Annotated in this window: 18 protein-coding genes; 10 read left to right on the top strand and 8 right to left on the bottom strand. The window is 70.3% G+C overall.

The window, feature by feature from the left end; translation table 11 throughout:
- The first annotated feature begins 307 nt into the window (after nucleotides 1–307).
- A complete protein-coding gene (locus tag ACWDGI_RS39680) occupies nucleotides 308–3,685 on the top strand; it encodes a S8 family peptidase (RefSeq protein WP_450767723.1) in 3,378 nt (1,125 codons plus the stop codon).
- A gap of 207 nt (nucleotides 3,686–3,892) precedes the next feature.
- Here the strand turns inward: ACWDGI_RS39680 and ACWDGI_RS39685 are convergent, their stop codons facing one another.
- The 3 genes from ACWDGI_RS39685 to ACWDGI_RS39695 all read right to left on the bottom strand — a co-directional run bounded on the left by ACWDGI_RS39685 (nucleotide 3,893) and on the right by ACWDGI_RS39695 (nucleotide 5,944).
- Nucleotides 3,893–4,891: a helix-turn-helix domain-containing protein gene (locus tag ACWDGI_RS39685; RefSeq protein ID WP_450767725.1), complete on the bottom strand. Its 999-nt coding sequence runs from the start codon at nucleotides 4,889–4,891 to the stop codon at nucleotides 3,893–3,895.
- A gap of 188 nt (nucleotides 4,892–5,079) precedes the next feature.
- Nucleotides 5,080–5,430, bottom strand: coding sequence for a VOC family protein (locus ACWDGI_RS39690; RefSeq protein ID WP_450767727.1), 351 nt, complete (start codon nucleotides 5,428–5,430; stop codon nucleotides 5,080–5,082).
- Between the two features lie 37 nt (nucleotides 5,431–5,467).
- Nucleotides 5,468–5,944 (bottom strand): winged helix-turn-helix transcriptional regulator, encoded by a 477-nt coding sequence (locus ACWDGI_RS39695; RefSeq protein WP_450767729.1) that lies wholly within the window; start codon nucleotides 5,942–5,944, stop codon nucleotides 5,468–5,470.
- A gap of 59 nt (nucleotides 5,945–6,003) precedes the next feature.
- On the opposite strand from ACWDGI_RS39695, the gene ACWDGI_RS39700 reads away from it, so the two are divergent.
- Entirely contained in the window at nucleotides 6,004–7,467 is a 1,464-nt protein-coding gene (locus tag ACWDGI_RS39700; protein ID WP_450767731.1) for an MFS transporter, read from the top strand.
- 106 nt (nucleotides 7,468–7,573) lie between these two features.
- Here the strand turns inward: ACWDGI_RS39700 and ACWDGI_RS39705 are convergent, their stop codons facing one another.
- Nucleotides 7,574–8,212: an HD domain-containing protein gene (locus ACWDGI_RS39705; protein WP_450767825.1), complete on the bottom strand. Its 639-nt coding sequence runs from the start codon at nucleotides 8,210–8,212 to the stop codon at nucleotides 7,574–7,576.
- A 133-nt stretch (nucleotides 8,213–8,345) separates the two neighbouring features.
- Between ACWDGI_RS39705 and ACWDGI_RS39710 the strand changes: the two genes are divergently transcribed.
- The 4 genes from ACWDGI_RS39710 (at nucleotide 8,346) to ACWDGI_RS39725 (ending at nucleotide 12,707) form a co-directional block, all read left to right on the top strand.
- Nucleotides 8,346–9,314, top strand: a complete 969-nt coding sequence (locus ACWDGI_RS39710; RefSeq protein ID WP_450767732.1) for a GlxA family transcriptional regulator — start codon at nucleotides 8,346–8,348, stop codon at nucleotides 9,312–9,314.
- 97 nt (nucleotides 9,315–9,411) lie between these two features.
- A complete protein-coding gene (locus ACWDGI_RS39715; RefSeq protein ID WP_450767734.1) occupies nucleotides 9,412–9,972 on the top strand; it encodes a GNAT family N-acetyltransferase in 561 nt (186 codons plus the stop codon).
- 466 nt (nucleotides 9,973–10,438) lie between these two features.
- The gene (locus ACWDGI_RS39720; RefSeq protein WP_450767736.1) at nucleotides 10,439–12,019 is read left to right on the top strand and encodes a purine-cytosine permease family protein; all 1,581 of its coding nucleotides are present in this window, start codon (nucleotides 10,439–10,441) and stop codon (nucleotides 12,017–12,019) included.
- 7 nt (nucleotides 12,020–12,026) lie between these two features.
- Entirely contained in the window at nucleotides 12,027–12,707 is a 681-nt protein-coding gene (locus ACWDGI_RS39725) for a cyclase family protein (RefSeq protein WP_450767738.1), read from the top strand.
- 71 nt (nucleotides 12,708–12,778) lie between these two features.
- Here ACWDGI_RS39725 and ACWDGI_RS39730 read toward each other — a convergent pair whose 3' ends face one another.
- The 3 genes from ACWDGI_RS39730 to ACWDGI_RS39740 all read right to left on the bottom strand — a co-directional run bounded on the left by ACWDGI_RS39730 (nucleotide 12,779) and on the right by ACWDGI_RS39740 (nucleotide 16,816).
- On the bottom strand, nucleotides 12,779–13,819 hold the full coding sequence (locus ACWDGI_RS39730) for a LacI family DNA-binding transcriptional regulator (RefSeq protein ID WP_450767740.1): 1,041 nt from the start codon (nucleotides 13,817–13,819) through the stop codon (nucleotides 12,779–12,781).
- Between the two features lie 124 nt (nucleotides 13,820–13,943).
- A complete protein-coding gene (locus tag ACWDGI_RS39735) occupies nucleotides 13,944–15,710 on the bottom strand; it encodes a discoidin domain-containing protein (protein ID WP_450767742.1) in 1,767 nt (588 codons plus the stop codon).
- Nucleotides 15,711–15,721: 11 nt separating this feature from the next.
- On the bottom strand, nucleotides 15,722–16,816 hold the full coding sequence (locus ACWDGI_RS39740; protein WP_450767744.1) for a DUF1996 domain-containing protein: 1,095 nt from the start codon (nucleotides 16,814–16,816) through the stop codon (nucleotides 15,722–15,724).
- Nucleotides 16,817–17,239: 423 nt separating this feature from the next.
- Between ACWDGI_RS39740 and ACWDGI_RS39745 the strand changes: the two genes are divergently transcribed.
- Complete coding sequence (locus ACWDGI_RS39745) at nucleotides 17,240–17,926, top strand: lysophospholipid acyltransferase family protein (RefSeq protein ID WP_450767746.1); 687 nt, start codon at nucleotides 17,240–17,242, stop codon at nucleotides 17,924–17,926.
- A 434-nt stretch (nucleotides 17,927–18,360) separates the two neighbouring features.
- Here the strand turns inward: ACWDGI_RS39745 and ACWDGI_RS39750 are convergent, their stop codons facing one another.
- On the bottom strand, nucleotides 18,361–20,697 hold the full coding sequence (locus ACWDGI_RS39750; RefSeq protein ID WP_450767748.1) for a SpoIIE family protein phosphatase: 2,337 nt from the start codon (nucleotides 20,695–20,697) through the stop codon (nucleotides 18,361–18,363).
- Nucleotides 20,698–21,551: 854 nt separating this feature from the next.
- Between ACWDGI_RS39750 and ACWDGI_RS39755 the strand changes: the two genes are divergently transcribed.
- Genes ACWDGI_RS39755 through ACWDGI_RS39765 form a run of 3 tightly spaced genes read left to right on the top strand, consistent with a single transcriptional unit; the run spans nucleotide 21,552 to nucleotide 25,265 of the window.
- Complete coding sequence (locus tag ACWDGI_RS39755; protein WP_450767750.1) at nucleotides 21,552–22,082, top strand: (2Fe-2S)-binding protein; 531 nt, start codon at nucleotides 21,552–21,554, stop codon at nucleotides 22,080–22,082.
- Nucleotides 22,069–23,058, top strand: coding sequence for an FAD binding domain-containing protein (locus tag ACWDGI_RS39760; RefSeq protein ID WP_450767752.1), 990 nt, complete (start codon nucleotides 22,069–22,071; stop codon nucleotides 23,056–23,058). The genes ACWDGI_RS39755 and ACWDGI_RS39760 overlap by 14 nt, the downstream gene beginning before the upstream one ends.
- On the top strand, nucleotides 23,055–25,265 hold the full coding sequence (locus ACWDGI_RS39765; protein WP_450767754.1) for a xanthine dehydrogenase family protein molybdopterin-binding subunit: 2,211 nt from the start codon (nucleotides 23,055–23,057) through the stop codon (nucleotides 25,263–25,265). The genes ACWDGI_RS39760 and ACWDGI_RS39765 overlap by 4 nt, the downstream gene beginning before the upstream one ends.
- Nucleotides 25,266–25,437: the final 172 nt, after the last annotated feature.

A 25,437-nucleotide genomic window follows, 5' to 3' on the forward strand; every position in this document is an offset into this window, starting at 1 on the left:
CCTCACATCGCGCTGACCCTCCTCCGAGCCTTCCGCGGCACGGGTCGCGTAGGAACGGAATCGAACCCGCAGGATCCGCCACCTGACGACCCGACCGGGGGACCGTAGGACGTTCCATGCAGCTGCCGATCATGGAGGGTGCAACCTGGCCGACGTCCATAGCGGCGAGCACTGGCTGCACATCTGGACACCTCTGCCCGCTTTGCGGGGTATGGGGGCTGGCGTAAAGGTGACTTGACGTCTGGTGGACAGGGCAAACTGCTGACCTCGGCACTTGACGGCACCACGCTGTCCTCCCATGAGAGACATGAACAACAGGTGGCGCCCCGGGATCCGCCCTCCCCGGCTTCGGCATACGGCTGCGGCCGCCGCCCTCGTGGCGCTCGTGGCCGGCCTGACCGCCGCCCCCGGCGCCGCTCAGGACCTCGGCCCGCACACCGGGCGAACGGAAGCCGCCGCGCAGAGCGGAGCGGCCCGGTCGCCGATCACCTCCCGGCAACAGCTCACCCTGATCACCGGCGACCGCGTCACGCTGGAGACGGACACCTCGGGCAGGCAGAGTGTGTCGGTCGAACCCGCCAAGGGCCGTGAACGCGTCGCGTTCATCAAGCGCCAGGCCGGCCGCGACTGGACGGTCATACCCGCCGACACGCTCCCGCTGCTCGCGACGGGCCGCCTCGACAAGGCGCTGTTCAACGTCTCCGCCCTGGTCCGGGGCAAGTACGCGCAGCGGTCGAGCCTGCCGCTGATCGTCGAGTACGCCGGGGACGCGGGCACCGCCCGGCGACAGCTGACCGCCGCCGGCGCCGACACCGTCCGCCCCATCGGCGGCACCCCCTTCGCCACCCTCGGCGAACACCGCGCGGACGCCGCCGGGTTCTGGAAGGGCATCGCCCCGGGCCGGGAGGACGCCACCTCCTTCGGAGCGGGCGTGCGCCGGGTCTGGCTGGACGGCCACTCCAGGATCCAGCTCGACAGCACGGTGCCGCGCATCGGTGCCCCGCACGCCTGGGAGAAGGGCTACACCGGCACCGGCGTCAAGGTCGCCGTGCTCGACACCGGTTACGACCCGAACCATCCGGACCTCAAGGGCCTCGTCACCGAGTCCGCGAACTTCACCACCGAGCCGAACACCGACGACCTGAACGGTCACGGCACCCACGTGACCTCCACGGTGGCCGGTTCCGGCGCGGCCTCCGACGGCAAGTACAAGGGTGTGGCACCCGGTGTGCAGATCCTGTCCGGCAAGGTGTGCACCGCGGACGGCAACTGCGACAACTCCGACATCGTCGAGGGTCTGGCCTGGGCCGCCCAGCACGGCGCCAAGGTGATCAACCTCAGCCTGGGCGACACGGACACACCGGAGACCGACGCCCTCGAGGCCATGGTCGACACCGTGACCCGTGACTACGGCACGCTGGTCGTGGCCGCGGCCGGCAACAGCGGTCCCGGCAAGGTCTCCTCGCCCGCCTCCGACGACCGGGCGCTGGCCGTCGGCGCGGCCGAGGAGGACGACGACCTCGCAGGCTTCAGCTCGGTCGGCCCGCGGGTGGGCGACTCCGGCCTCAAGCCGGACATCATCGCCCCCGGCGTCAACGTCGTCGCCGCCCAGGCGGGCGGCACCACCGCCGATGACGGCTATGTCGCGATGAGCGGTACGTCCATGGCCACGCCCCATGTGACCGGAGCCGCCGCCATCCTGTTCCAGCAGCACCCCGACTGGACGGCGGAGCAGGTCAAGCGCCAGCTGATGCAGTCGGCGACCGGAGCCAAGGAGCACGGCGCCTACTTCCAGGGCGCCGGACGGGTCGACGTGGCCAGGGCGGTCGACCAGGACGTCACCGCGGACACCACCGGCCTGGACTTCGGGCTGATCCGCTGGACGGACGGCAAGCGTCCCCCGGTGACCAAGACCATCACCTACCGCAACCCGGGCGCCGCGCCGGTGACCCTTCAGCTGAGGGACAACCCGAGCAGCGGGAAGAAGGACGTGCCCGCTCCCGCCGGGCTGTTCCGGCTCAGCGCCGACTCGGTCACCGTGCCCGCGCACGGAACCGCGGCCGTCAGCCTCACCGCGACCCCGGAAGCCGCCACGACGTACGCCGCCTACAGCGGTGTGGTGACCGCGAGCACCGCGGACGGCCAGGTGTCGGTGCGCGTCCCGTTCGGCATGGACGTCGAGCAGCCGTCCTACGACCTGCGCATCGACATGAAGAGCCGTACGGGCGCCGCCCCCGACAACGCCTACCTGCTGGTCAACTCGGCCGACGGCAAGGCGTACGAGGTCGAGGCGCTCGGCAAGAGCAGCACGGTGGTGCGACTGCCGAAGGACACCTACTCGGTGAGCGGCTTCTACTTCGACGCGTCCTTCACCGAGGGCATCATCGTCGGTGTGCCGAAGGTCGTGATGAGCGCCGACCGGCAAGTGACCATCGACGCCCGCAAGGCGAAGCCCGTCACGGTGTCGGCACCGAGCCACTCGGCACGCATCATGTCGGCCGAGATCGGCACGATCAGCATGGCCGACGAGCTTCTCTCGGTCACCATGTACAACGCGATCGGCACGGACCACATCGACGGCGTGTACGCGGTGCCGACGGCCCGGTACAAGGACTCGAAGTTCACCTACCTCGTCACCAGCGTCTGGGGCGACCCGGCCGGCGCGGACGGCAACCCCGCCTCGGTCTACTACCTCACGCGACCGGTGCACGGCGGCATCCCGGCGGATCCCGCCTACAACCCCCGCAGGTCGGAGCTGGCCAGGGTGAACACCACGTTCGCCGCCACCACGCCCGGCACCACGGCCGCGCGCATCGTGTGGACGTACGTCGACAACGTCCGCTTCAGCGGGCGGGCGATGGAGGGAATTCCGGTCCCGACCCGGCGCGTCGACTACTTCTCGGCGGCCGACGGCCTGCGCTGGCAGGCGGCCTTCGACCAGAACAACCTCTTCGACCCGGACACGCGCGGGCAGAGCTACCTGAGCGACCTGCACGGCTACAAGGCCGGCTCCCAGGTCGAGGAGCGCTGGAACGGCGGGATCCAGGCCGTGGGCCTCTCGTCCCAGATGGCCGCCTTCCGTGAGGGCGACACGATGTACCGGCCCTTCCTTTCGGCCGCGAACGGCAACCTCGACCTGGTGGCCGACACCACGTCCGGCCTGCCCGACGTGAAGCTGTGGCGCAACGGCGAGCTGGTCTCCCAGGACTGGAGCATGAGCGACGTCCCGGCCGACGCCACCCCCGCCGACTACCGTCTGACGGTCGAGGACAACCGTGACCTGGCCCCCAGCTCCGTCTCCACGAGTGTGCGGGCGGAATGGCGGTTCCGGTCGGGGACCACGGCGACCCGGCAGGCGCTGCCGCTGTACGCGGTCCGCATGTCGCCGAAGCTGGACGAGTGGAACCGGGCCGAGGCCGGCCGCAAGCTCGACATCCCGGTCCTGATCCAGCGGACGGCCGGCGCCCCGGTGTCGCCCGTCCGCGTCTTCACCACCGAGGTCTCCTTCGACGAGGGGAAGACCTGGCAGTCGGTGCGGGTCAAGGGCTCCGGCATGGAGCGCACCGTGACCGTGGAGCACCCGCGCCGCGCCGCGGGCGGCTCGGTCAGCCTGCGCGTCCACGTCGAGGACGCGGCGGGCAACTCCTTCAAGGAGACCGTCATCAAGGGCTACCTGCTCAAGTAGCCGCCTGCGCGGAGTAGCCACGTCCTCGGGCAGCTGCTTCCACGGAGTGGTCACGTCCTCGGGCAGCTGCTTCCACGGAGTGGTCACGTCCGCGAGCGACCGCGTCCGCGAGCGGCAGCCCGGCCGAAGCGGCGGGACGAACGGGGACAGGGCCCACCGGACACGTCCGGTGGGCCCTGTCCGGGTGCGTCGCGGCGCCCGCCGTACTCAGAGCCAGTTGCGCCGGGCCGCGTGCCAGCCCAGCTGCATGCGGGTGGCGACGCCTGCCAGGCTCATCAGGCCCTGGATACGCCGCTGGACGGTGCGCTTGCTGACCCGCAGCTGTCCGGCTATCGCCTCGTCCGTCATACCCGCGACCATCAGGGAGAGCAGGTGCCGGTCCTCCCCGACCGGCGAGGCGGCGTCCGTGGTGCCGGCGCCGCCGATCTGGCCCTCCTCGGTCACCCGGAGCGGGGCCCCGATCTCCCAGTGGTGTTCGAACAGGGCGATGAGCGCGTCCAGCAGGCTGCTCTCCCGCACCACCGCGGCCCGCAGTTCCCGGGGGTTGCGGGACGTGCCCGAGGCGGCCAGCGGCAGGATGGCCACCGAGCGGTCGGCGATCGCCATCCGCAACGGCAGCAGAGGCACCGCCCGGGCGACCTCTCCGGCGCACACGCCCTTGACGACGTAGTCCACCGAGTCGGGGTCGTCGAAGTACGCCTGCTCGTACAGGGCCCGGTAGAGCACGCCCCGGTCCAGCGCGTCGTACTCCTCCTGATTGCTCTCCGGGGACATGGCCACGTACTGGGCCTTCACGAACCACATCATCTCCCGGCCGGCGCCGTGCTGGAGCTGGCGCAGATGCTGGCGCAGCGCCGCCGCGCCGGTGATGATCTCGACGGCCTCGCCCGTGCTCCGGGCCCATGCGCTGCGGCGGTGTGTCTCCGCCAGTTCGTAGACGGCGGCCCGGGTCTGTTCCAGGGCGTCGAAGTGGCGTTGGAGCCGGGGCATCAGGGCCATCTGCGGCGGCACGGCCGTGAACCATTCGGGACTGTCCTCGGCCGCCGACGCCAGGCCCTTGTGCTCCAGCGCGCGCAGCAGCAGCCGCGCGGTCTCGACGTCGAGGGCCGAGCGGCCGGAGATGTCCTGAGCGGACGCCGTCCCGGTGGCGACCAGAAGGCGGTACACCTCGCTCTCGTCGGCCGTCAGGCCCACCGTCTCCAGCATGTCGCACCTTTCTCACCGTCCGGGCCGCCTCTGCCCGGCTTTCCCAGGGGGAACGCGGTCGTCCCGGCGGATGATTCCACCAGCCCCCGCGACCAGGCACCACGACGGCTTTCAGGGGCGAACCGGTGCACCGTGACGGGCGGTGCCGTCAGCACATCCGGTGGCCGCCGGGCGGGGCCGCTCGAGTGTCACAGACTGTGGGCCACGGGGTGACGGGGTTCGTACAGCGGCAGTTCGGCGCCACTGGGCAGACGCACCGCCGTCAGCCTGCCCCAGCGCTGTTCGCTGACCGGGCGGGAGATCTCGACGCCCCGCGCGCGCAGTTCTCCGAGCTGGGCGTCGAGGTCGTCGCACATCAGGTAGAACTCGTGCTGGGGGGCGTCCTCGGTGGGGTGTACGGCGATCTCTGCCGGGGGCAGTTTGAAGATCAGCCACCCGCCGCCCGCGTCGACGCCGGGGAAGGCGAGGACGTCGCGGATGAAGGCGCGGTCGGCCTCCGGGTCCTGGCTGTAGAGGATGACGTGGGCGCCGTTGATCATGCCGGTCCTTCGTTTCGCCGAGATGGGGCCGTTGGGTCTACGGGGTCACCGGGCCCGACTGGTCCCAGCCGGGCACGAGGTCGTCCCGGTGGACATCTTCCCCGTGGACCCGCTCGCCGCAGGTCTCGCACACCGTGTGGGTGACGAGTTCGTGGTCCCGGTGCCGGATCCGGGCGGGCGGTGCGGTGACGACCCAGCGGTCGCCCCAGCCGATCAGCTCGCGGGTGATGGCCCCCAGATCGCGCCCGGCCTCCGTCAGGTAGTAGCCGCTGTAGCGGGCGTCGTCCGGCAGCGGGCGCCGTTCGAGGACGCCGCTCTCCACCAGCGCCTTCAGGCGCGCGGCGAGCCGGTCGGTAGGAGCGCCGGTGTTCCTGGCGATCTGCCGGAAGCGGTGGTTGCCGAGCATGACCTCGCGGATCGCAGGCAGGGCCCAGCGGTCACCGACGATCTGGAGGGCCGCGGCGAGGGAGCACGGGCGCCCCGCCATGTCCCGGGGGTCGATAGGCGTGGTCATTCCCCCAGTATCGCCCGACAGGGTTTGATTTCCAAACCACCCTGTGTTTGGGTGGCGTCATGTCCAAGCTGCTTCGGTTTTCAAAGCACCCTCGGACGGCCGCCGCAGTCGTCCTGGTGGCCGTCTTCATGACCAACCTGGATCTGCTGATCGTCAACGTCGCGCTGCCCGCCGTGGGAGAGGACTTCTCCGGAGGCGGCGGCGCAGTCGGCCTCGGATCGCTGTCCTGGGTCCTCAACGCCTACGCGATCACCTTCGCCGCGCTGCTGGTGGTGGCCGGGCGTGCCGGTGACCGCATAGGGCAGCGGCCGGTCTTCCTCGCCGGGATCGCCGTCTTCACGCTCGCGTCGCTGGGCTGTGCCCTGGCCCCGAACCTGGGAACCCTCATCGTGGCCCGGATGGTGCAGGCCGTGGGGGCGGCGGCCCAGATCCCGACCTCCCTGGCCCTGCTGCTGGCAGCGGTGCCGGCCGAGCGCCGCACCCAGGCCACCCGCGGCTGGGCCGGGGTCGGCGGACTCGCCGCGGCCGCCGGGCCCGTCGCCGGTGGCCTGCTGACCGAGGTGGACTGGCGGTGGGTCTTCGCCGTCAACCTGCCCATCGGCGTCGCGGCGCTCGTCATCGGCCGCGCCGCACTGCCGAAGCCGGCCGCGCGCGAGACCGGGCCGCTGCCCGACCTCCTCGGCGCCCTGCTGGTCATCGCCTCCATCGCGTCGCTGTCCGGGGCGCTGGTGCAGGCACCCGACCAGGGCTGGACGAGCGGCGAGACCGTGCTGCTGCTGGCCGTCGCCGTGATCGGCGGCGCCGCGTTCGTGGTCCGGTCCCTGCGGCATCCTCGTCCGCTGTTCGAGCTGGACCTGCTGCGGCTGCCGCGCTTCGGTGCGGCGAACGCGGGCAGCCTCCTGTTCGGCGTGGCCTTCTCGCTCATGCTGCTGTCGAACGTGCTGTGGTGTCAGGAGGTCTGGCACTGGAGCGCGCTGCGCACCGGCCTCGCCCTGGCCCCGGGCCCCGCGCTCGTGCCCGTCGTCACCGTGCTGACCACCCGCGCGGCGCAGCGCCTGGGGCAGGGACCGCTCATCGCGGCGGGCGGTGTGCTGTTCGCCGGTGGCATGGTCTGGTTCGCGATCTTCGCGTCGGTCGCTCCGGACTACGCGAGTGAGCTGCTGCCCAGCCAGCTGCTGACCGGTACGGGAGTGGGCCTGGCCCTGGGCACACTGGTGGCCGCCGGCGTGCACGCGGTACCAGGACACCGTGCGGCGACCGGGTCGGCGCTGGTCAACTCGGTGCGCCAGATCTCGGCCACGATCGGCGTCGCCGTCCTGGTCGCGGTCCTCGGCTCCCACGTCGACGCCACCTCGCACCACGACTTCCGGGTCGTCTGGTACACGGCCGCGGCGCTGAGTCTGGTGACCTCGGCGGTCGGGGCGCAGCTCAGCCGAGGGCGGGGCCGGGACCCCGAGCGGACGGGCCCCACCGCACCGAAGGAAGCCGAGGCGACCGGACAGGCTCTGCCGCAGACATCCTGACCGGCCGGCGTCCGTCCACGGCCACGGCGAGCGGCCACTGATGGCATCGCAATGCCCGCCTCGGGATTTCTCTCGATCTCGCTCGCTTCCGCCGGCTTCTCCGACCTCAATTCGGCCAGGGTGCGCCCATCACACGCTCGACCATCGTCGTGCTGCGGAAACCCGGAAGGAAATGTTCCAGCACGTCCGCGTTGACGGTCCCGTACGTCGTGTCGGGACGGTTCTTCAGTCCGTCGACGAACGCCTGCAGGAATCCCTCCTTGAATTGTCCGCGCGGGTGGGCGGCGATGATCTCGTCCACCCGGCCGCCGTTCAGCCGCTCCAGTCCCCAGCCGACCGCGTCGGTCAGCACGCCGTAGTTCGTGGCAGCCGCCTCCGGGCCCATCCGGCCGGGGATCCCCGGGGTCGTGTGCAGTGCGATCGCCGTCCAGACGACCTCCGCGGCACTCTTCGAGAAGCCGCGCTCGAGCAGGAACCTGCGCGCGTGGTCGGCGCTGTCGAGCTCGAAGCGCTGCTCCACCTCGGAGAAGGGGGTCGAAAGCCCGGTGTCGTGGAACATCGCGGATATGTAGAGCAGCTCCGGATCGGGCTGCAGACCGAGCGCGCGGGCCTGCAGAGAACCGAAGAGGAATACTCGACGGGAATGGTGGAAGATCAGCGGGCTGACTGTTTCGCGAAGAAATTCGGTGGCCTCCGTCACGGCTGCCGTCTCGGGAATTTCCACTGCTGCGATGATGTCGGTCATGATGTTCGTGCTTTCGGTGTGATCGTGCGGAACGGGCTGTTCGCTCATCTCCACGGTGCCGATCGCGCGGCCTCTGCCGCCACCTCGGCACGGCCATGAACCACTCGAATCCGGACACCTGGGGAACGGGACTGTGAGCTCCACACCGCATCGGGTCGCGATCCTCGTCTACGACGGGGTCGCACTGCTGGACGTCGCGGGCCCCGCGGAGGTCTTCGGCGAGGCGAACCGGCTGGGCGCCGACTACCGGATCGTCGTGCTGTCGGTGACCGGCGCCGCCGTCACCTCCTCGACCGGCATCCGGATCGCCGTCGACGGTGGCCCCGCCTCCGAACCGGACCCCGACACCTTCGTGATGCCGGGCGGGGCCGTCTATCCCCGGGCGCCCGTCACCCGCGAACTGACCGACGCCACCAGGGAACTGGCGGCCCGCTCGGGCCGGGTGGCGTCCGTCTGCTCAGGGGCGTTCGTCCTGGGCGCCACGGGCCTCCTGGACGGCAAGCGCGCGACCACCCACTGGAAGATCGCGCGCGAACTCGCCGAGCGGCACCCGAAGATCCGCGTCGAACCCGACGCCATCCACGTGCGCGACGGCACCACCTACACCTCGGCGGGCGTCACCGCCGGCATCGACCTGGCGCTGGCCCTCGTCGAGGAGGACCACGGCGCCGACGTCAGCCGGGACGTCGCCCGCGCCCTGGTCGTCTATCTGCAACGCGCGGGCGGCCAGTCGCAGTTCTCCGCGCCGCTGCAGGGCCCACCGCCCCGGTCCCCGGCCCTGCGCACGGTCGTCGACCTGGTGACGGCGGATCCCGGAGGCAACCACTCGCTCGACGAGCTCGCCGGACATCTCCACCTCAGCCCCCGCCATCTCACCCGCCTGTTCCGGGAGGAGCTGTCCACCACACCGGCCCGGTACGTCGAGTCGATCCGCTTCGACATCGCCAAGTCCCTGCTCGACCAGGGGCACACCGCTACCCGGGCGGCCGCCCTGGCCGGGTTCCCGAGCTACGAAAGCCTCCGCCGCGTCTTCGCCCGGGAGCTCTCCATCGCCCCCGCCGCCTACCAACGCCGCTTCAGCACCGCCCGCCGCACCCGGTGACTCCGATCCGGAGCGGTAGGAACTCCCGTGGCAGGCAGATACGACATCGAGTGAGCGGCACCAGCGGAGCGGTTCGCTTCCGTGCGAAGATCGCGCTGTGAACGGCATACGATTTCGCCTCGCCACTGATGCCGACTTGGCTTCCGTCGTTCGTCTGCGTGACGATGCTGCTCGATGGATGCTCGCTCAGGGGATCACCGGCCAGTGGCAACCGGGTGAACTGGACGAGGGCCACTTCCGCCAAGTCATGACGAGCGGAGAGGTCTGGGTCGCGGAAGCCGCCGACCGTCTGGTGGGGGCCTGGGAGCTGTGGTGGGCCGATGAAGACGCCTGGGGGCCGCAACCGCCTCTGGCCGGTTACGTCCACCGCCTCATGGTGGAACGGACCAATGCCCCACCGGGAACGGGGCAGTTGCTGCTTCAGGCCGCCGAGCGTCGGGTAGCCGCGGCGGGGCGGGCGTGGGTGCGCCTGGACTGTCTCGCCGGAAACGCGCGCCTGAACTCGTACTACCTGAACGCCGGTTATCGGGTCGTCGGCCACAAGGCGGGCAAGCCCCAACCCGGCGGCATACGCAAGTCGTTCACCCTTCTCGAAAAGGCCGTGTCCGCTCACGGTGCGCAGCCCTCGCCCACCCCCACGCTGAAGATCGAGGACTGACGGAAGGTCACCAGCGCGGGTGGCGCCCGCGGCCACGAGCAGTCAGGGCAGCAGCGGCCGTCGTCGTCGCGACTGGGGGTTGTTCGTCAGACGATCCCGCGCAGTCCAAGGAGTGGCAACGCGAACAGTGTCCTACTGCGACAGCGCAGGCTTCGAGACCTTGGTCAGTTGGGCCGGCTGACACGGTGAGCGCACACCCGCCTCAGGCGGGTGAGAAGTGGAGGCCGGAGAGCTGAGCCGGCGGGCATTCCCCGTTGTGGATGAATGCTCCACCTCCGGCGCGCAAGATGGATGTTCTACCTGCTGGCGCAGATCACCGGCCCGGCCTTAGCGTCGGCACACCCTCCCGGGACGGCTCCCGCTCCCGTCGCACACCCCTGCGGCGAAGGCGTGACCGTTCTCCCCTCGCGCCATCACGCGCTCCATCGCCCGCGTCCGGGCCCAGGCACTTGGCTGGAGCACACCCTTGTCCGAGAATTCCCCCGCCACCTCGTCGCCGTCTCTCACCGAGGTGGAGACCTACGGCGTCGAGCGCATCCCCGACGCGGACCGCACCGCGTCGCCGCTCGACCTGTTCAGAGTCGCCTTCGGCGGTGCGAACACCTTCTCCACCTGCGTCCTCGGGGCCTTCCCGATCCTCTTCGGCCTCTCCTTCTGGCAAGGGCTCGCGGCCACTCTCCTCGGAGTCGTCGTCGGCGCGCTGATCCTGTGCCCGATGGCGGTGTTCGGCCCGGTCAACGGCACCAACAACGCCGTCGCGTCCTCCGCGCACCTGGGTGTGCACGGCCGGGTCGTCGGTTCGTTCCTGTCGCTGCTCACGGCCGTCGCGTTCTTCTCCATCTCGGTGTGGAGCTCCGGGGACGCCCTGGTCGGCGGCGCGCACCGGCTGTTCGGACTGGAGCAGAACAATCTGTCGTACGTGGTCGCGTACGGGCTCTTCGGCTGCCTGGTGCTCGCGGTGTGCGTGTACGGGTTCCGCTTCATGCTGTTCGTCAACAAGATCGCGGTGACCTCGGCGACCCTGCTCTTCCTGCTCGGAGCGATCGCTTTCGCCGGTGATTTCGATCCCTCGTACGCCGGTGCCTTCACGGCCTCGGCCGACTCGGCGACGCAGGCGCTGTTCTGGCCCTCCTTCATCGGCTCGGCGCTGATCGTGCTGTCGAACCCGGTGTCCTTCGGCGCGTTCCTCGGCGACTGGTCGCGCTACATCCCGGCGGACACGGCTCGGCGCAAGGTCGTCGGCGCCGCCTTCCTGTCCCAGATCGCGACCCTGCTGCCGTTCGTGTTCGGGCTCGCTACCGCCAGCATCATCGCGACCAGGGCACCGAAGTACGTGGACCCGGCGGCTCCGGACTTCGTGGGCGGTCTGCTGGCCATCTCACCGAGCTGGTTCTTCCTGCCGGTGTGTCTGCTCGCCCTGATCGGCGGCATGTCGACCGGTACGACGTCCTTGTACGGCACCGGGCTCGACTTCTCGTCGGTGTTCCCGAAGCTGTCGCGGGTCCAGGCGACGGTCCTGGTCGGAGTCCTGTCGATCGCGTTCATCTTCATCGGCCGGTTCGGCTTCAACCTGGTGCAGTCCATCTCGACGTTCGCCACGATGATCATCACCTGCACCACGCCCTGGATGGTCGTGATGATGCTCGGGTTCTACACCCGGCGCGGCTGGTACGACCCGGATGCGCTCCAGGTCTTCAACCGCCGCCAGCGTGGCGGCCGTTACTGGTTCACGCACGGCTGGAACTGGCGCGGTATGACGGCCTGGTGGGTGGGCGCCGTGGTCGGTGTGCTGTTCACCGACATCCCCGGCCAGTTCGTCGGACCGCTGGGCGATCTCGTCAACGGCATCGACGTCAGCCTGCCGCTGTCGCTGGCCGTTGCCGGGGTGCTGTACCTGGCGCTGCTGCGGCTGTTCCCCGAGCCACGGGCGGTGTACGGGCCCGACGGTCCGCGGCTGGCCCGTACGATCGATGTTCCGGTGCCACCGATCACCGGTCCTGGTACGGAGAGCGAGGGCACGCCCGCCCTCGCCGTCGAAGGCAGTTGATGCGCTGATGGAGAGCTGGCTCGACCTGTCCGTGCCCGTGGTCACCGGGATGCCCGTCTACCCCGGTGACCCGGAGGTGGAGGTCTCCAGGGCGTTGCGGGTCGCCGAGCACGGGGTGAACGTCCTCCGGCTGCACATGGGGTCCCAGTCCGGAACGCATGTCGACGCGCCGTACCACGTGGACGAGGCGTGGCCCACGCTGGACGATCTGCCGCTGGCGCGGTTCGCGGGGCCGGCGGTCGTCGCCGATGTCCGCGGTCTGCCCGCGCGGGCACCGATCACTTCCGACCGGCTCACCTCCGCCCTGGGCCGGCTGCGGCTGCGGCCCGGCTCGATCCTGTTGCTGGCCACCGGGTGGTCGCGGCACTGGGGAACCGAGGACTACCTCGCGCATCCCTGGCTCACGCCCGAGGCGGCGCGGGCCGTGGTCGCGGCGGACTGTCTCACCGTCGGGATCGACGCGCTGAGCGTCGATCCGACCGGTCCCGCGGATCTGCCCTCGCACCGGGTGCTGTGCGGAGCGGGCGGTGTGATCGCCGAGAACCTGACCGGGCTCGGACGCGTCGCGGACGCGCAGGCGGAGGGGTGTCCGGTCGAGGTCTTCCTGTTTCCGATGCGCCTCGCGGGCGCCGACGGGGGCCCGGTCCGGGCGACGGCCCGCATCACGTCCCCGGCGCGCCAGGCGTAGATCACGGGTGTCCGGCATCGGCGGGCGGGGACTCCGGCCGGCCGCGTCGCCGACCTGTCCGCGGAGCAGGGCTAGGCCGAGTCGCGGACCACCAGCTCCGGGTCGAAGATGACCGACGTCGCATCGGTACGGCGGCCCTGGATGTGCTCGTCGAGCAGGCGGGCCATCTCCGCCGCCATCTCCTCCACCGGCTGGCGGATCGTGGTCAGCCGGGGCCGGCAGGTCACGGCGATGCTGGAGTCGTCGAAGCCGACGACCGCGACGTCCTCGGGCACTCGGCGTCCGCGCTCCCGTACGACCTGGCAGGCGCCCTGCGCCATGAGGTCGTTGGCGGCGAACACGCCGTCCGTGTCGGGGTGGCGGGCCAACAGGTCCGACATGGCCGCGAGACCGCTGTCCAGGGTGAACCCGCCCTCGGCGACCGGGACGTAGGGGTGGCCGTGGCGGGCGAGCGCGTCACGGAACCCGGCAAGGCGCTCCTGGCTCGCCGCCACGTCCAGGGGGCCGCAGACCGTGGCGGGTCGGCGACAGCCGCGCGCGAGGAGGTGCTCCGCGGCGAGGCGCCCGCCGTCCCGGTGCGCCAGGTCCACATAGCTGAGCGGGACCGGACGGGAGGGACGAGCGAAGAGCACCGTGGGAAGCCGGGCGTCGGCGAGAAGGGCGGGCAGCGGGTCGTCCGCGTGGGTGGAGACCACGAGGGCGCCGTCGGCACGGCCCTGTCGAAGGTAGGCCAGCACCTCCTCCCGAGCCTGGGTGGACTCGGCGAACATGAGGACAGGGTGCATCGAGCGGGGGCGCAGGAAGCCGACGATCCCGCTGACGACCCGTCCGAAGAAGGGGTCCGCGAAAACCGACGCGGCGAAGGCGTCCTGGCCGGCGTCGCTGGTGTCCCCGGCGCCGGACATCACCAGGGCGACGGTCTCGGCCCGCCGGATCACCAGGGAACGGGCGGCCCGGTTGGGCGCGTAACCCGTTCGCTCGATGGCCCCGCGGACCACTTCCTGAATCTCGGGATCCACGTTGCGGATGCCGTTGACGACCCGGGACACGGTCGCCCGGGAGACACCGGCCTCCCGGGCGACGTCCTCCAGAGTCGGGGCCCTTCTGCTCATGCAGGCACCCTAACGGACCTGCGAATCCCGAAATAGAGCGCTCTCCCGGAACGGGGATCCGGGCCCGGATCCCCGGACCGGGAGGCGGCCGACGAGCCCGTGCGCTCCGTCAGAGGTCCGTCCGTCAGGCGTAGACGCCGAACTCGTAGAGCGAGTAGCCCCAACCGGTGCCCCGCGCCGTGCCGTTGACGCGGACGTAGCGGCCGGTCCCGGTGACGTCGAAGTCGTCGATCCCGCCGTTGCCGTCGGACACGGTGTGTACGGTCTGCCAGTTCTGGCCGTCGTCGGAGGTCTGGATGGTGTAGGCCTTGGCGTACGAGGCCTCCCAGGACAGCTGGACGTGCCGGAACGTGGTGCGGGTGCCGAGGTCGACCTGGAGCCACTGGGGGTCGCTCCAGTCACTGGCCCAGCGCGTGGTCTGATCGCCGTCGACCGCGTCGGCCGCGGTGCACGGGCAGTCGCCGTAACTCGCCTGGTAGGACGAGGCGGTGGCGGGTCTGCCCCGTGCCACGTCGGTGCCGGACGGAATCGGCGGGACGACGCGGATCGAGCGGGTCTCGACGCCGACGTTGCCCCGGCCGTCCGTCGCCTTGACGTAGACCTTCCAGACGCCGGGGCGGTCGGGCGCGGTGATCCTGAGGCGGCCGCCGCCGAGGTCGGTGGAGGGCAGCGAGGCCAGGTTCTTGCTCTGGTCGATGTAGTTGCTGTTGTCGAGGACCTCGTAGGAGATCCGGTCGCCGTCAGGGTCGGTGGCCTTCACGGCCAGGACGAGGTCACGTCCGGCCTGCACCTGGCCCGCGCCGCCCTCCACGGTCAGGTCGGTGATGACGGGCGGGGTGTTGTCGTGGCTGGTGTCGCCGCCGTAGGCCCTCTTCACGGCGTAGTACGACAGGCGCTTCTGGCCGGCGGGCAGCAGGTTGAACCAGATGCCGCCGAAGTCGTACTCGGTGCCGTAGTGGAACATCGTGGCGCCGAGCGCGACCCCCCGGTGCCCGGTGACGCACCCCCAGGCCCGTGCGTAGCCGTCGGCCTTGGCCTGGTCGGAGGGCTCCAGCGGGACGCCGTTGGCGTCGTCGGGGACCTCCCACTCGCCGGCCGGCCCGGTCTCGGTGACGATGTAGGGCTTGGTGTAACCCCCTTGCTGCCAGGCGGACTTGATGTCGCAGACCGCGTTGTAGGAGTTCACGGCGTACAGGTCGAGGTCCGGCGCGTTCTTCTTGAAGTAGGGCCAGGCGCCGACCCAGGCGTCGGTGGACGTGACCGGGTGGTTGGGGTCGACGGCGTGGATCTTCCTGGTGATGTCGTTGACGAGGGTGGTGTAGGCGTCGCGCTGTCTCTCCAGTTCGTCGCCGCTGTAGCAGTTCTGCAGCCCGAGGAGGGACTCGTTGCCGACGTCCCACATGAGCACGCCGGGGTTGTCCTTGTAGGTCTGGACCCACTTGGGGAACTCGTCGAGCACTTGGTTCTTGTAGGCGGTGTCGGTGAGGTAGTTGACGCAGCCGCCGCTGCCGGGTCCGCCGCCCGGCTGCAGCCAGAAGCCCGCGACGACCTTGATGCCGTGGGCGGCCGCGGAGTCGAACAGCGGCTTGCTGGTGGCGTCGGTGCCCCAGGTGCGGATCGTGTTGACGCCCATGGACTGGAGGTCCGGCAGGTACTTCTCGGCGTCCGCGACGCTCGGGCCCCAGGTCAGGCCCTTGATCTGGTACGGCTGCCCGTCCACGGTCAGCTGCCAGGCGCCCTGGCTGCCGGTGACCTTGACAACACTGCCCGCGGCGTGGGCCTGGGCGCCGGGCAGAGCGGCGAGGAATCCGGCGGTCAGCACGCCGGCGGTGAGGGGTGCCGCGATGCGGCGGGTGCGGGTGCGGGTGCGGGTGCGGGGTCGTGGGGTCATGCGCGAACTCCTCAAGGCAGTCGGTAGTGCTCGTCGAGCGCGGCGCCGGCCTCGGGGTGGGTCTCGTCGTAGCCGCGCGCGTCGCACTGGAGCCCGCCGACGACGCAGTGGTCGACCAGGGCCTTGAGTGTGCGGTCGTCCCAGGCGTTGAAGAAGTCGTAGTGGAAGCTGTGACCCGTTCCGCTGGACAGCCGCACCTTCGACATGTCGCCGTTGACCGGGAAGGCCATCTTGAACTCGATCATCGGCAGCGCCACCGGGTGGTCGGCCGGGCACATGTTGTCGTTCGTGCCGGGCTTGACCACGGGGTAGGCCATGTGGCTCTTGTGGTCGGGGGTGTCGAGGTACTTGCCGTCCCAGCAACTGGGCGCCTGGAAACGGATGTTGAGCTGGACGTCCGTACGGTTCGGGCAGGTCGCGGGGAACTCGGTGTTGAAGTAGCTGTCACCGCACTCCCAGCCCTCGACGAAGCCGGGGTGGTGCCGGAACTCGTCGGCGCTCTGCAGGGGGCTGCCGACGACGAAGCGCAGGCCCTTGGGGAAGGGGCGGACGCTGGTGTAGTCGGTGACGCCGGCCTTGTAGTAGATGACCTGCGGGCCGACGGGCAGGATCTGCTGGTCGCCGTTGTAGAGGGTGGGCATCCAGTAGCCGGACAGGTCGCCGGGGGCCTTGCACGTGGTGCCGCCGGCCGACAGAGAGGCGGTCGTGCTGTTGGCGTCGGTCGTCGTGTTGCCCATGAACGTGTGGTCGTGGGACTTGCCCGGCTGCTGCGGGTAGACGATGGGGTCGTCCGGCCTGGTGTGGGTGACCGAGCAGTTGGCCTGGAACTCGTGGAAGTAGCGGTGCGGCGGGTCCTGGGTGGACGGCGTCACGCCGGTGACGGGCGGGTTCGCGGGGATGTAGCCGTCGCCGTCCGGATCCTCCGGGGAGTTGGCCGTGGACGCGGCCATCGCATGACCGGAGTGGGTGGCCGCGAACGCCTGCGCGGCGGCGCTGTGCGGTGCGGGCGGCCCGGCGCTGACGGCGATGCCGCCGAGGCCGAGCGAGGTCAGCAGGAGCGCGCCGGTGATCAGCGTGGCTGACAGGCCTTTCGATCTCCGTGGCATGGAGACCTCCTCCTGAACGGTGGGGGTGTCAGAGGTCGTCGCCGGGAGTCCCCGTGACGTGACGTCAGGCGAGCTGACGTGGGGGCGCCGGGAGACGTCGGGAGAGCGCTCTCCCGACCAGGAGTGTTGAGGGCATGTCATCAAGGTGTCAAGGGATCCGGCGGAAGAGGACCCGGAAAGATTCCAGCTTCCGAAGGCTTGCCGAGCGACGAAACTCATTAGTTAAATCAAGCTATGAACTAAGCCCTGCCGCAGCATCCTTGGTGCGCCCTGCCGTGGCGTCCTACAGGCTCTCCCTTGCCAACGAAACGATGCCGCCCGGGTTGAGTACCGAGCACCGTTGGAGCTGAGTAGATGCGCTCACGCCCCGGCCCCCGTCGGCCCTCGAGAATGAAGATCTCATCGTCGGGACCGGGAGACCTCATGCTCAGCCGCCTTGCCGAGGTCCTGCTGCCGGCCGTCGGCCGACTCACCGTGACCGCCGACACCGGTGCCGCCTTCACGCCCGGCAGCATCATCGTCGTCAACCACACCTCCCTCGCCGATCCGGCCGTCGTTCTCGCCGCGCTGCGCCGCCTGGGCGCCGAGCCGGCCGTCATGGCGGCCGCGGGCCTGTGGCGCATCCCCTTGCTGGGCCGCGCGCTCGCCCGCGAAGGCCACATCCCGGTACACCGCAACGACCGCCGTGCTGATCGCTGCCTCGACCTCTCCGCCGCCGCCCTGGGTGAAGGACGCATGGTCCTCATCTACGGCGAAGGCAGACTCCCGCTCCGTACCGACGCCGCCGAGGCCGCGCCCGCCGCCTTCCGCAGCGGCCTGGCGCGGCTGGCCGAACGCACCGGCGCCCCCGTCGTACCCGTCGGCCAGGCAGGAGCCCGGCGCATCACCTCGGGCAGGACCGGCAAGCAGATCGCCGGGCTGCTCACCGCACCACTGCGCCGCCCGTCCCTGCACGTCCACGTCGGGTCACCGCTCACACTGACCGGTGACCGGGCAGCGTGTACCGCACAGGCCCACGGCGCGGTGACGGCCGCATGGCGGAAGGCGGCCGGACACCTCGACGAGCCCGCCGCACCGAACTGGTCGCGCGACCGCACGCGTTCACCCTGAGCCGTGTTCGTCCCCGACTCCGCAGCCAGGTTCGCGGGCCGAGGCGGCCACCGCGGCAACCAAGACGGGTCGCGCGGGCAGTCCTCGCCCATCAGGATGACGGCCATGCAGCGCATCGAATTCCTGCACTACCCACGCTCCGAAGACTCCTCCCTCCTCTGTGGGGCTTCACGCCGTCGTGCTGGGACAGCCGAAAGCGTGCCTGCTCCGACGGATTCTCTTCGTCGTGCTCCCGGCTCCAAAGGGCGCGGGTGGCGTCGGCGACGTGAACGCGCAGATCCGCGCCGTCGATCCGTGAGCGCGGCAGCTCACGCGTTGCCAGGGTGCGCGGTTCCCGCGACGGCAGACGAGACACGACCCCGACCGCGGCCGACACTTCGAGCCTCATCGGAGTACGCATCACCCTCGGCCACCACCACGATCCAGCCGCGACATCACGCCGCCTCGAGGTCCTGTTCGGTCCAGATCGTCTTTCCGTCGGAGCCGAATCTGGTTCCCCAACGGTCGGTCAGTTCCGCGATCAGGAACAGGCCTCGTCCTCCCTCGTCGCTGGAGCGCGCGTACCGGAGGTGTGGGGCCGTGGCGCTCGTGTCGGAGACCTCGCAGATGAGCACATGGTGGTCGCGTATCAACCGCAGGCCGAAGGGCCCGCTCGCGTAGCGGATCGCGTTGGTGACCAGTTCGCTCACCACGAGTTCGGTCGTGAACACGGCGTTCTCCAGCCCCCAGATGCAGAGCTGGTGCTCGACCAGACTGCGTGCCGTCGCGACGACGGCCGGATCGGCGGGGAACTCCCAGGTGATGAAGTTGTCGGCGCTCAGACACTGGGTGCGTGCCAGGAGAAGCACTTCTCCTTCGGATGGAGAGGGCCCGGGGTGGATGGTCTCCAGCACCTTCTCCTTCAGGTCTTTCAGAGGTACGTCCGCCCCAGCCGACAGCGCCTGCATCAAATGCTCTTGCTCGTCGGAAGCGGAAGCGGTGGGCGAGTCACGGAAGGACGACGAGAACACCAGAGTGCTGCCCGCCTCCAGACGCAGTTCCGCCGCCTTGGCGCGCATTTCCGAGGTCCCCAGTGGAGGGCCGACCGGCGCAGCCGGCACGTTCATCTCCCCGTCCGGGCGGGCGATGACCGGAAGATGATGCCCGGCGCTCGCAATGGAGAGCCGGCCCGTGGCCGGGTCGTACACGGCGTACACACACCGGAGGTCCATGGCCGCGGTACCGCTCTCACCTTCGCCCGTACCGGACGCCTGGAAGCCCGAAATGCTCTTCACCACGCCGTCCAGGCGGGCCAGCACCTCCTCCGGACTCAGATCCAGATGCGTGAGAGTGTGCACCGCCGCCCCGAGGCGGCCGATGGTGGCCGCGCCACGCAGGCCGGCTTCGTCGGTGGCCGCGAGGACCAGTGCGACGCGGGCGCCCGAGATGGGAATGACGTCGAACCAGTTCGCTTCCGATGAGGTGGGAGCGAAGTAGTGAGCCGTTTCCACAGCACCGTGATCGACGATCCCTTGCGGAGAGAGGTCGCGTTGCATACCGCGCGCCGTGTTGTATTCACGGGTGTACTGCCGAGCGTTGTCGATGCTGAGAGCGGCCCTGGAGACCAGCTCGCGACAGGTCATGACGTCGAACTCGGTGAACGGGCCGCTCGATCCGAATTTGTAGAACGACACGAAGCCCAGCACCGTCCCGCGGGCGGTCACCGGCAGCACCAGGGAATGCGCGGACCGTTTGCCGCCCGTGCCCCGATACAGCGGCTCCCCGTCGTCGGCCGGCAGGTCGGTGACTCCTTGCCGCGGCTCAGGGGTCTGGATCAGCGAGGCCACCGAGGACGGGTAGGGGAATCCCGGGCGGCTGGTCTTCGTGAGGTCGAACCGGTCGCAGGCGAAACGCATGCCCACTCTCAGGAGGTCCTTCGCCGTGGGAGCGGGCGACCTGGCGGCGGGGTTCTCCCCTGCGAGGACCGGGGCGAACAGATCGATGGTGATGGCGTCCGCGAGGCGGGGCACGCTGACGTTCGCCAGCTGCTGACCGGTCTGCATCACGTCCAACGACGTGCCGATCACCGAGCTGGCCTCCGCGAGCAGAGCGATCTGCTGTTCGGCGCGGCGCTGCTCGGTGATCTCCACCGCGGTGGTCGCCAGGCCCAGGACATGGCCGGAGGAATCCTCCAGCCTGAAAATGGAATTGCTGAATATGCGTTCGTGCTCACGATCGTCCGGCGGCCGGCCCCGCTTCTCGAAGCCGATCCGCGCGACGCCGGTCTCCAGGACGCGCCGCATGTCGTCTTCAAAAGCATCGGAGTTCGACTCCGGCCAGATTTCGAAAGGGGTCCGGCCGATGGAGTCCTCGCCGAAGACGCCTGGCATCCCCCGTGCCGCCGGATTGAAGCGTCGTAGTCTGAGTTCCGGGTCGTACACGCAGAGACTCGTGGGGGAGCGGTTGAACAGGGCGTCGAGGACGGCGTCGTCCACTGCCCGCGCCTCGGAGATCTCGGCCATGGGGGTCAGGACCACGTCCCAGCAGCCGGGAGGTTCGGCGGTCGGGCAGATACGGACCTGAAACGCCGCGGTGCCGCCGTCGCGGCATCGAAGGGCCACCGGTGCTTCCCGGCCCCGGCGGACACGGTCGGCCTCGTCCAGCCGCGCTTCCTGCCGAGCGGCCAGGAAGTCGCTGGCCGCCTCGCCCTCGACTTCCGAGGCGGTGAAGCCCAGACACCGTTCCGCCGCCGCACTCCATCTCGCGATCACGCCGTACTGGTCGACGACCACGTCAGCCGTTTTGGTGCCGGACTCGGGCGGATGTCGCGGTGTCTCATCTGTGGCGCTCACATCAGCCACTTCCTTCCATACCCCGGCCAATTCAGCATGGCAAACGTGGCTGGACGGGGCATCCGGGGACCGGGCGGAGCTAACGGCGCGCCCCACCGTGCCGCTGGTTCACGGCGCCTGGCACGGAGACTGGTGCTCGGTCCGCGAGCGCCGGCCCCGGACACCGGGGAAAAGGCCGACCCTCACGCCGTCGGCGAGACGAGCGCCTTACGAACGGGAGTCACGATCCCGCAGGGCACTGATACTGCCACTGGCATCGCCGAAATGCTCATAGCCATGAGCCTGCCGACGCGCATCGCGAAAGGTTCTCGTAGCCGCCGCTTCGATTCGCTGTGCTTCCGGACTGGCAGCCATCCGGCGCCGATCGCGGCGCACCAGTGTGATCACCGCGGCGGCCACGATGGACACGAGCGCTGTCGCAGTTATCACCAGGTAAACCATCGTCACCCCGTGCTCGCCCCAGACCGCTCATCACGATCTGCGTCCCGGCGCTGATCACCGAGGACTCCCCAGGCAACCGTACCCATTCCGCTGTCGCCGTAGACCGGATGCTGAGCAACTGCTCACCGTCGTCCACCATCAGCACGAAGACGGCGCTCGCGGTGGCCCGGAATTCCCTGGTATTCGCCATTCGAGTGCACCGCGCCGGACCGCCGAAACAGGGAGCGTCTGCCCCGGGAAGGGGACCGCACCTCCAGGGCAGGCGAACAGGCCGATCCGGTTCTACCATCGGACAGATACCGCTCCGGACGGTGAAGCGTTCCCCCCGGACTGGATCGAAGAACTGAGGCGCTATGAAGTACGTCGAGACCACGGCGCGCCCCGGACAGGCAGCTTCCGGCATTCCCGATGTGGACGTCACTCTGCACGTCAACGGCGATGTCTATCGCCTGCGGATCGATTCCCGGGTGACACTCCTCGACGCGCTGCGCGACCACCTCGGTCTCACAGGAGCCAAGAAGGGCTGTGACCAGGGTGCCTGCGGCGCCTGCACCGTCCTCGTCGAGGGAAAGCGCATCGTCGCCTGCCTGGGGCTGGCCGCCCAGTACGACGGGCTGGAGATCACCACCATCGAGGGGCTGTCCGACAACGACGAGCCGCACCCGATGCAAGCGGCGTTCGCGCGGCACGACGCCTTCCAGTGCGGCTACTGCACCCCCGGGCAGATCATGTCCGCCGTCTCCTTGATGGCCGAGGGCCGGGCCCGCACCGAGGAGGACGTGTGCGAGTTCATGAGCGGCAACATCTGCCGCTGCGGGGCGTATCCCAACATTCGCGCGGCGATCCGCGAGGTCGCGTCGGAGGGAACCGATGCATCCCTTTGAGTACGTGCGCGCCTCCGCCGCCGACGATGCGGTCGCGACCGTCTCCCGCGACCGGCACGCGTCGTACCTCGCCGGCGGGACGACCCAGCTGGACCTCATGAAGGACGGCGTCCTGCGTCCCGAGCGCCTGGTCGACATCACGAGGCTGCCGCTCAGGGGAATCATGCACACGGCCACGTCGGTGCACGTCGGGGCGCTGACCACGATGGAGGAGCTCGCCGCGGACCCGGCCCTGAACGAACGGCTCCCGTTCGTCCGGGAGGCCCTGCTGCTCGGCGCGTCGACGCAGCTGAGGAACATGGCCACCATCGGCGGCAACCTGCTCCAGCGCGCCCGGTGCCGCTACTTCCGCGATCCGGCGGTCGCCGCGTGCAACAAGCGGAACCCGGGATCGGGGTGCGCCGCGATCACCGGCGCCCAGCGCATGCACGCGATCCTCGGCACCAGCGCGCACTGCATCGCCCTGCACGCCTCGGACGTCGCCGTCCCGCTGGTGGCACTCGACGCGATCGTCGGGATACAGGGCGAGGACGGCCCACGCTCCGTCCCGCTGACACAGTTCTACCTCCCGCCCGGGACCACACCCGACGTCGAGAACATGCTGCGGCACGGCGAGCTGATCACCGAGGTCGAGATCCCCCTGCTTCCCGAAGGGACCCGGTCCCACTATCTGAAGGTGCGCGACCGCGTCTCCTACGAGTTCGCCCTCACGTCCGCGGGCGTGGCCGTACGACTCGACGGCGACGTGATCACCGAAGCCCGGATCGCGCTGGGCGGTGTGGGCACGATCCCGTGGCGGGCCTGGGGCGCGGAGAGCGTGCTGCGCGGCTGCCGGGTGAACGGCGAGAACTTCAGGACGGCCGCGGAGGCGGCCCTGGAGGGCGCCAGGACCCTGCCGGGGACCGCGTTCAAGGTCGAACTGGCCAAACGCACACTGGTCCGCGCCCTCGAAACCGTCACGGGAGGCCACCCATGACGACCCTCGCCACACCCACCTCCATCGGAGCGGGCCTCGACCGGGTGGACGCCCCCCTGAAGACCACGGGGACGGCGCACTACCCCAACGACTTCAGCTACCCGGGCCTGGTGCACGCCGCCCTGGTGGGCAGCACGATCGCGGCCGGACGCATCCGCGGCATCGACGCCTCCGCCGCCCAGGCGGCCCCGGGCGTCATCACCGTCATCACGCACCTGACGGCCCCACGGCTGGAACGCGGACCCGTGACCCTGCTCGGGCAGTCCCCGCCGGCCCCCCTGCGGGACGACCGGATCCTGCACTACGGGCAGCACATCGCCGTCGTCGTCGCGGACAGCCCGGAGCGGGCCCGGCACGCCGCCTCCCTCGTGCGCGTGACGTACGAACCCGCCGATCCGCTCCTCGACGTACGGGACCCGCGGGCGGAGATCGTCGAGAACCCGTGGGGGCTGGACACCCGGCGCGGAGACGTGGCCGCCGGCTTCGACCGGGCCGACGTGGTGGTCGAGGCGGACTACAGCACCCCGGACAACACCAACAACCCGCTCGGGCTCATGACCACGATCGCCGCCTGGCACGGCGACTCCGTCACCATCCACGACTCCACCCAGTGGCCCCACAACGTCCGCACCTCGATCGCCCGGATCTTCGGCATCCCCGAGAGCGGTATCCGGGTCCTCGCGCCCTTCGTGGGCGGCGGCTTCGGCGCCGGACTGCGGGTGTGGTCGCACACCGTGCTGACCGTCCTGGCGGCACGCGAGGTGAAGCACCCGGTCAAACTGGTGCTGACGCGCCCGCAGATGTTCACGTCGGTCGGCCACCGCCCCAACAGCGTCCAGCACATCAGGATCGGCGCCACCTCGTCCGGTGACCTGGTCGCCATCGAGCACCACGGCCTCTCCTCGGTGGCGATGGAGGACGACGACTACGAGCCCGTCTCCTCGTGCTCGGCGGTGTCCTACGCCTGCCCGAACGTCGTGACACGCGACCGCCAGGCCAGGCTCAACATCCCGTGCCCGGGATCCATGCGCGCGCCCGCGGAGGCACAGGGCAACTTCGCCCTCGAATCCGCGGTCGACGAACTGGCCCACGCCCTCGGCATGGACCCGCTCGAACTGCGCGTGCGCAACTTCGCCGATACCCACCCCGTGCTCAGCCTGCCGTGGTCGAGCAACGCCCTGCGGGAGTGCTACACCGTGGGCGCCGAGAGGTTCGGCTGGTCCCGTCGCAGGCCGGGGATCGGCTCGATGCGCGACGGCCGGTGGCTGGTCGGCTACGGCATGGCGAGTGTGTCGTACCCGTTCTACCAGGTGCCCTGCCAGGCGCGGGCGTCGCTGCGCCGCGACGGATCGGCCTATGTGCGCAGCGCCGCCACGGACATCGGCACCGGCACGTACACGGTCATGACACAGCTGGCGGCCGAACTCCTGGGCCTGGACATCGGGAAAGTCCGCTTCGACCTCGGCGACTCCGACATGCCCTACGCCCCGCAGGCCGGGGGGTCGGGGCTGACCGGGGCTCTGGCGAACGCCGTTCACACGGCTTGCCGCAACCTCGTCGGGGAGTTCCTCGACGTGGTGCGGGACGACGACGCCTCCCCGTTGCGAGGCGCGGAGCCGGACGGCGTGCAGGTGACCGACGGCCGCCTGCACCTCGTCGACGATCCCGGCGCCGGTGAGGCCTATGCCGACATCCTCGCCCGCCACGGCCTGGAGGAGCTCAGTGCGGACGGCCGCAGCACACCGCCCGACGCCGAGCGGCTCGGCATGGCCACCGCCGGCGCGTTCGGCGCCAAGTTCGTCGAGGTGCGCATCGACCCGCAGCTCGGGCTGTTGCGCGTCGCGCGTGTGGTGTCGGCGATCGACGGCGGCCGCATTCTCAACGAGAAGACCGCCACCAGCCAGATCGTCGGCGGCACCGTCGGAGGCATCAGCCAGGCGATCTTCGAGGAGACCGTCACCGACGCCGGGACGGGACGCATCGCCAACGCGACGTTCGGCGACTACCTGGTGCCGGTGAACGCGGACATCCCTGACATGGAGGTCATCTTCTGCGGCGGGTCCGACCGGGCGAGCGAGGTCGGCACCAAGGGCATCGGCGAGGTCGGTCTGGTCGGGCTCGCCGCGGCCATCGGAAACGCCGTGCACCACGCGACGGGCCGCCGTCTGAGGTCGCTTCCCTTCACCATCGACCAGCTGATGCTCTGATCCGGCTGGCGGCGGGGGTCGTGGAAGCGGCGGAGGCCGCGGACGTTGCGGAGGTCGCGGAGGGCGGCCGGTCGGCCGGTCAGTGGTTCGGTAACCGGAGCGCTTCGTGCTCCAGTGGGCGAGCGGCATGACGGCGGCCACCAGGGTCTCGCCGTCCGGTGCCTGCCGGTTC

The sequence above is a fragment of the Streptomyces sp. NPDC001220 genome (assembly GCF_053597895.1).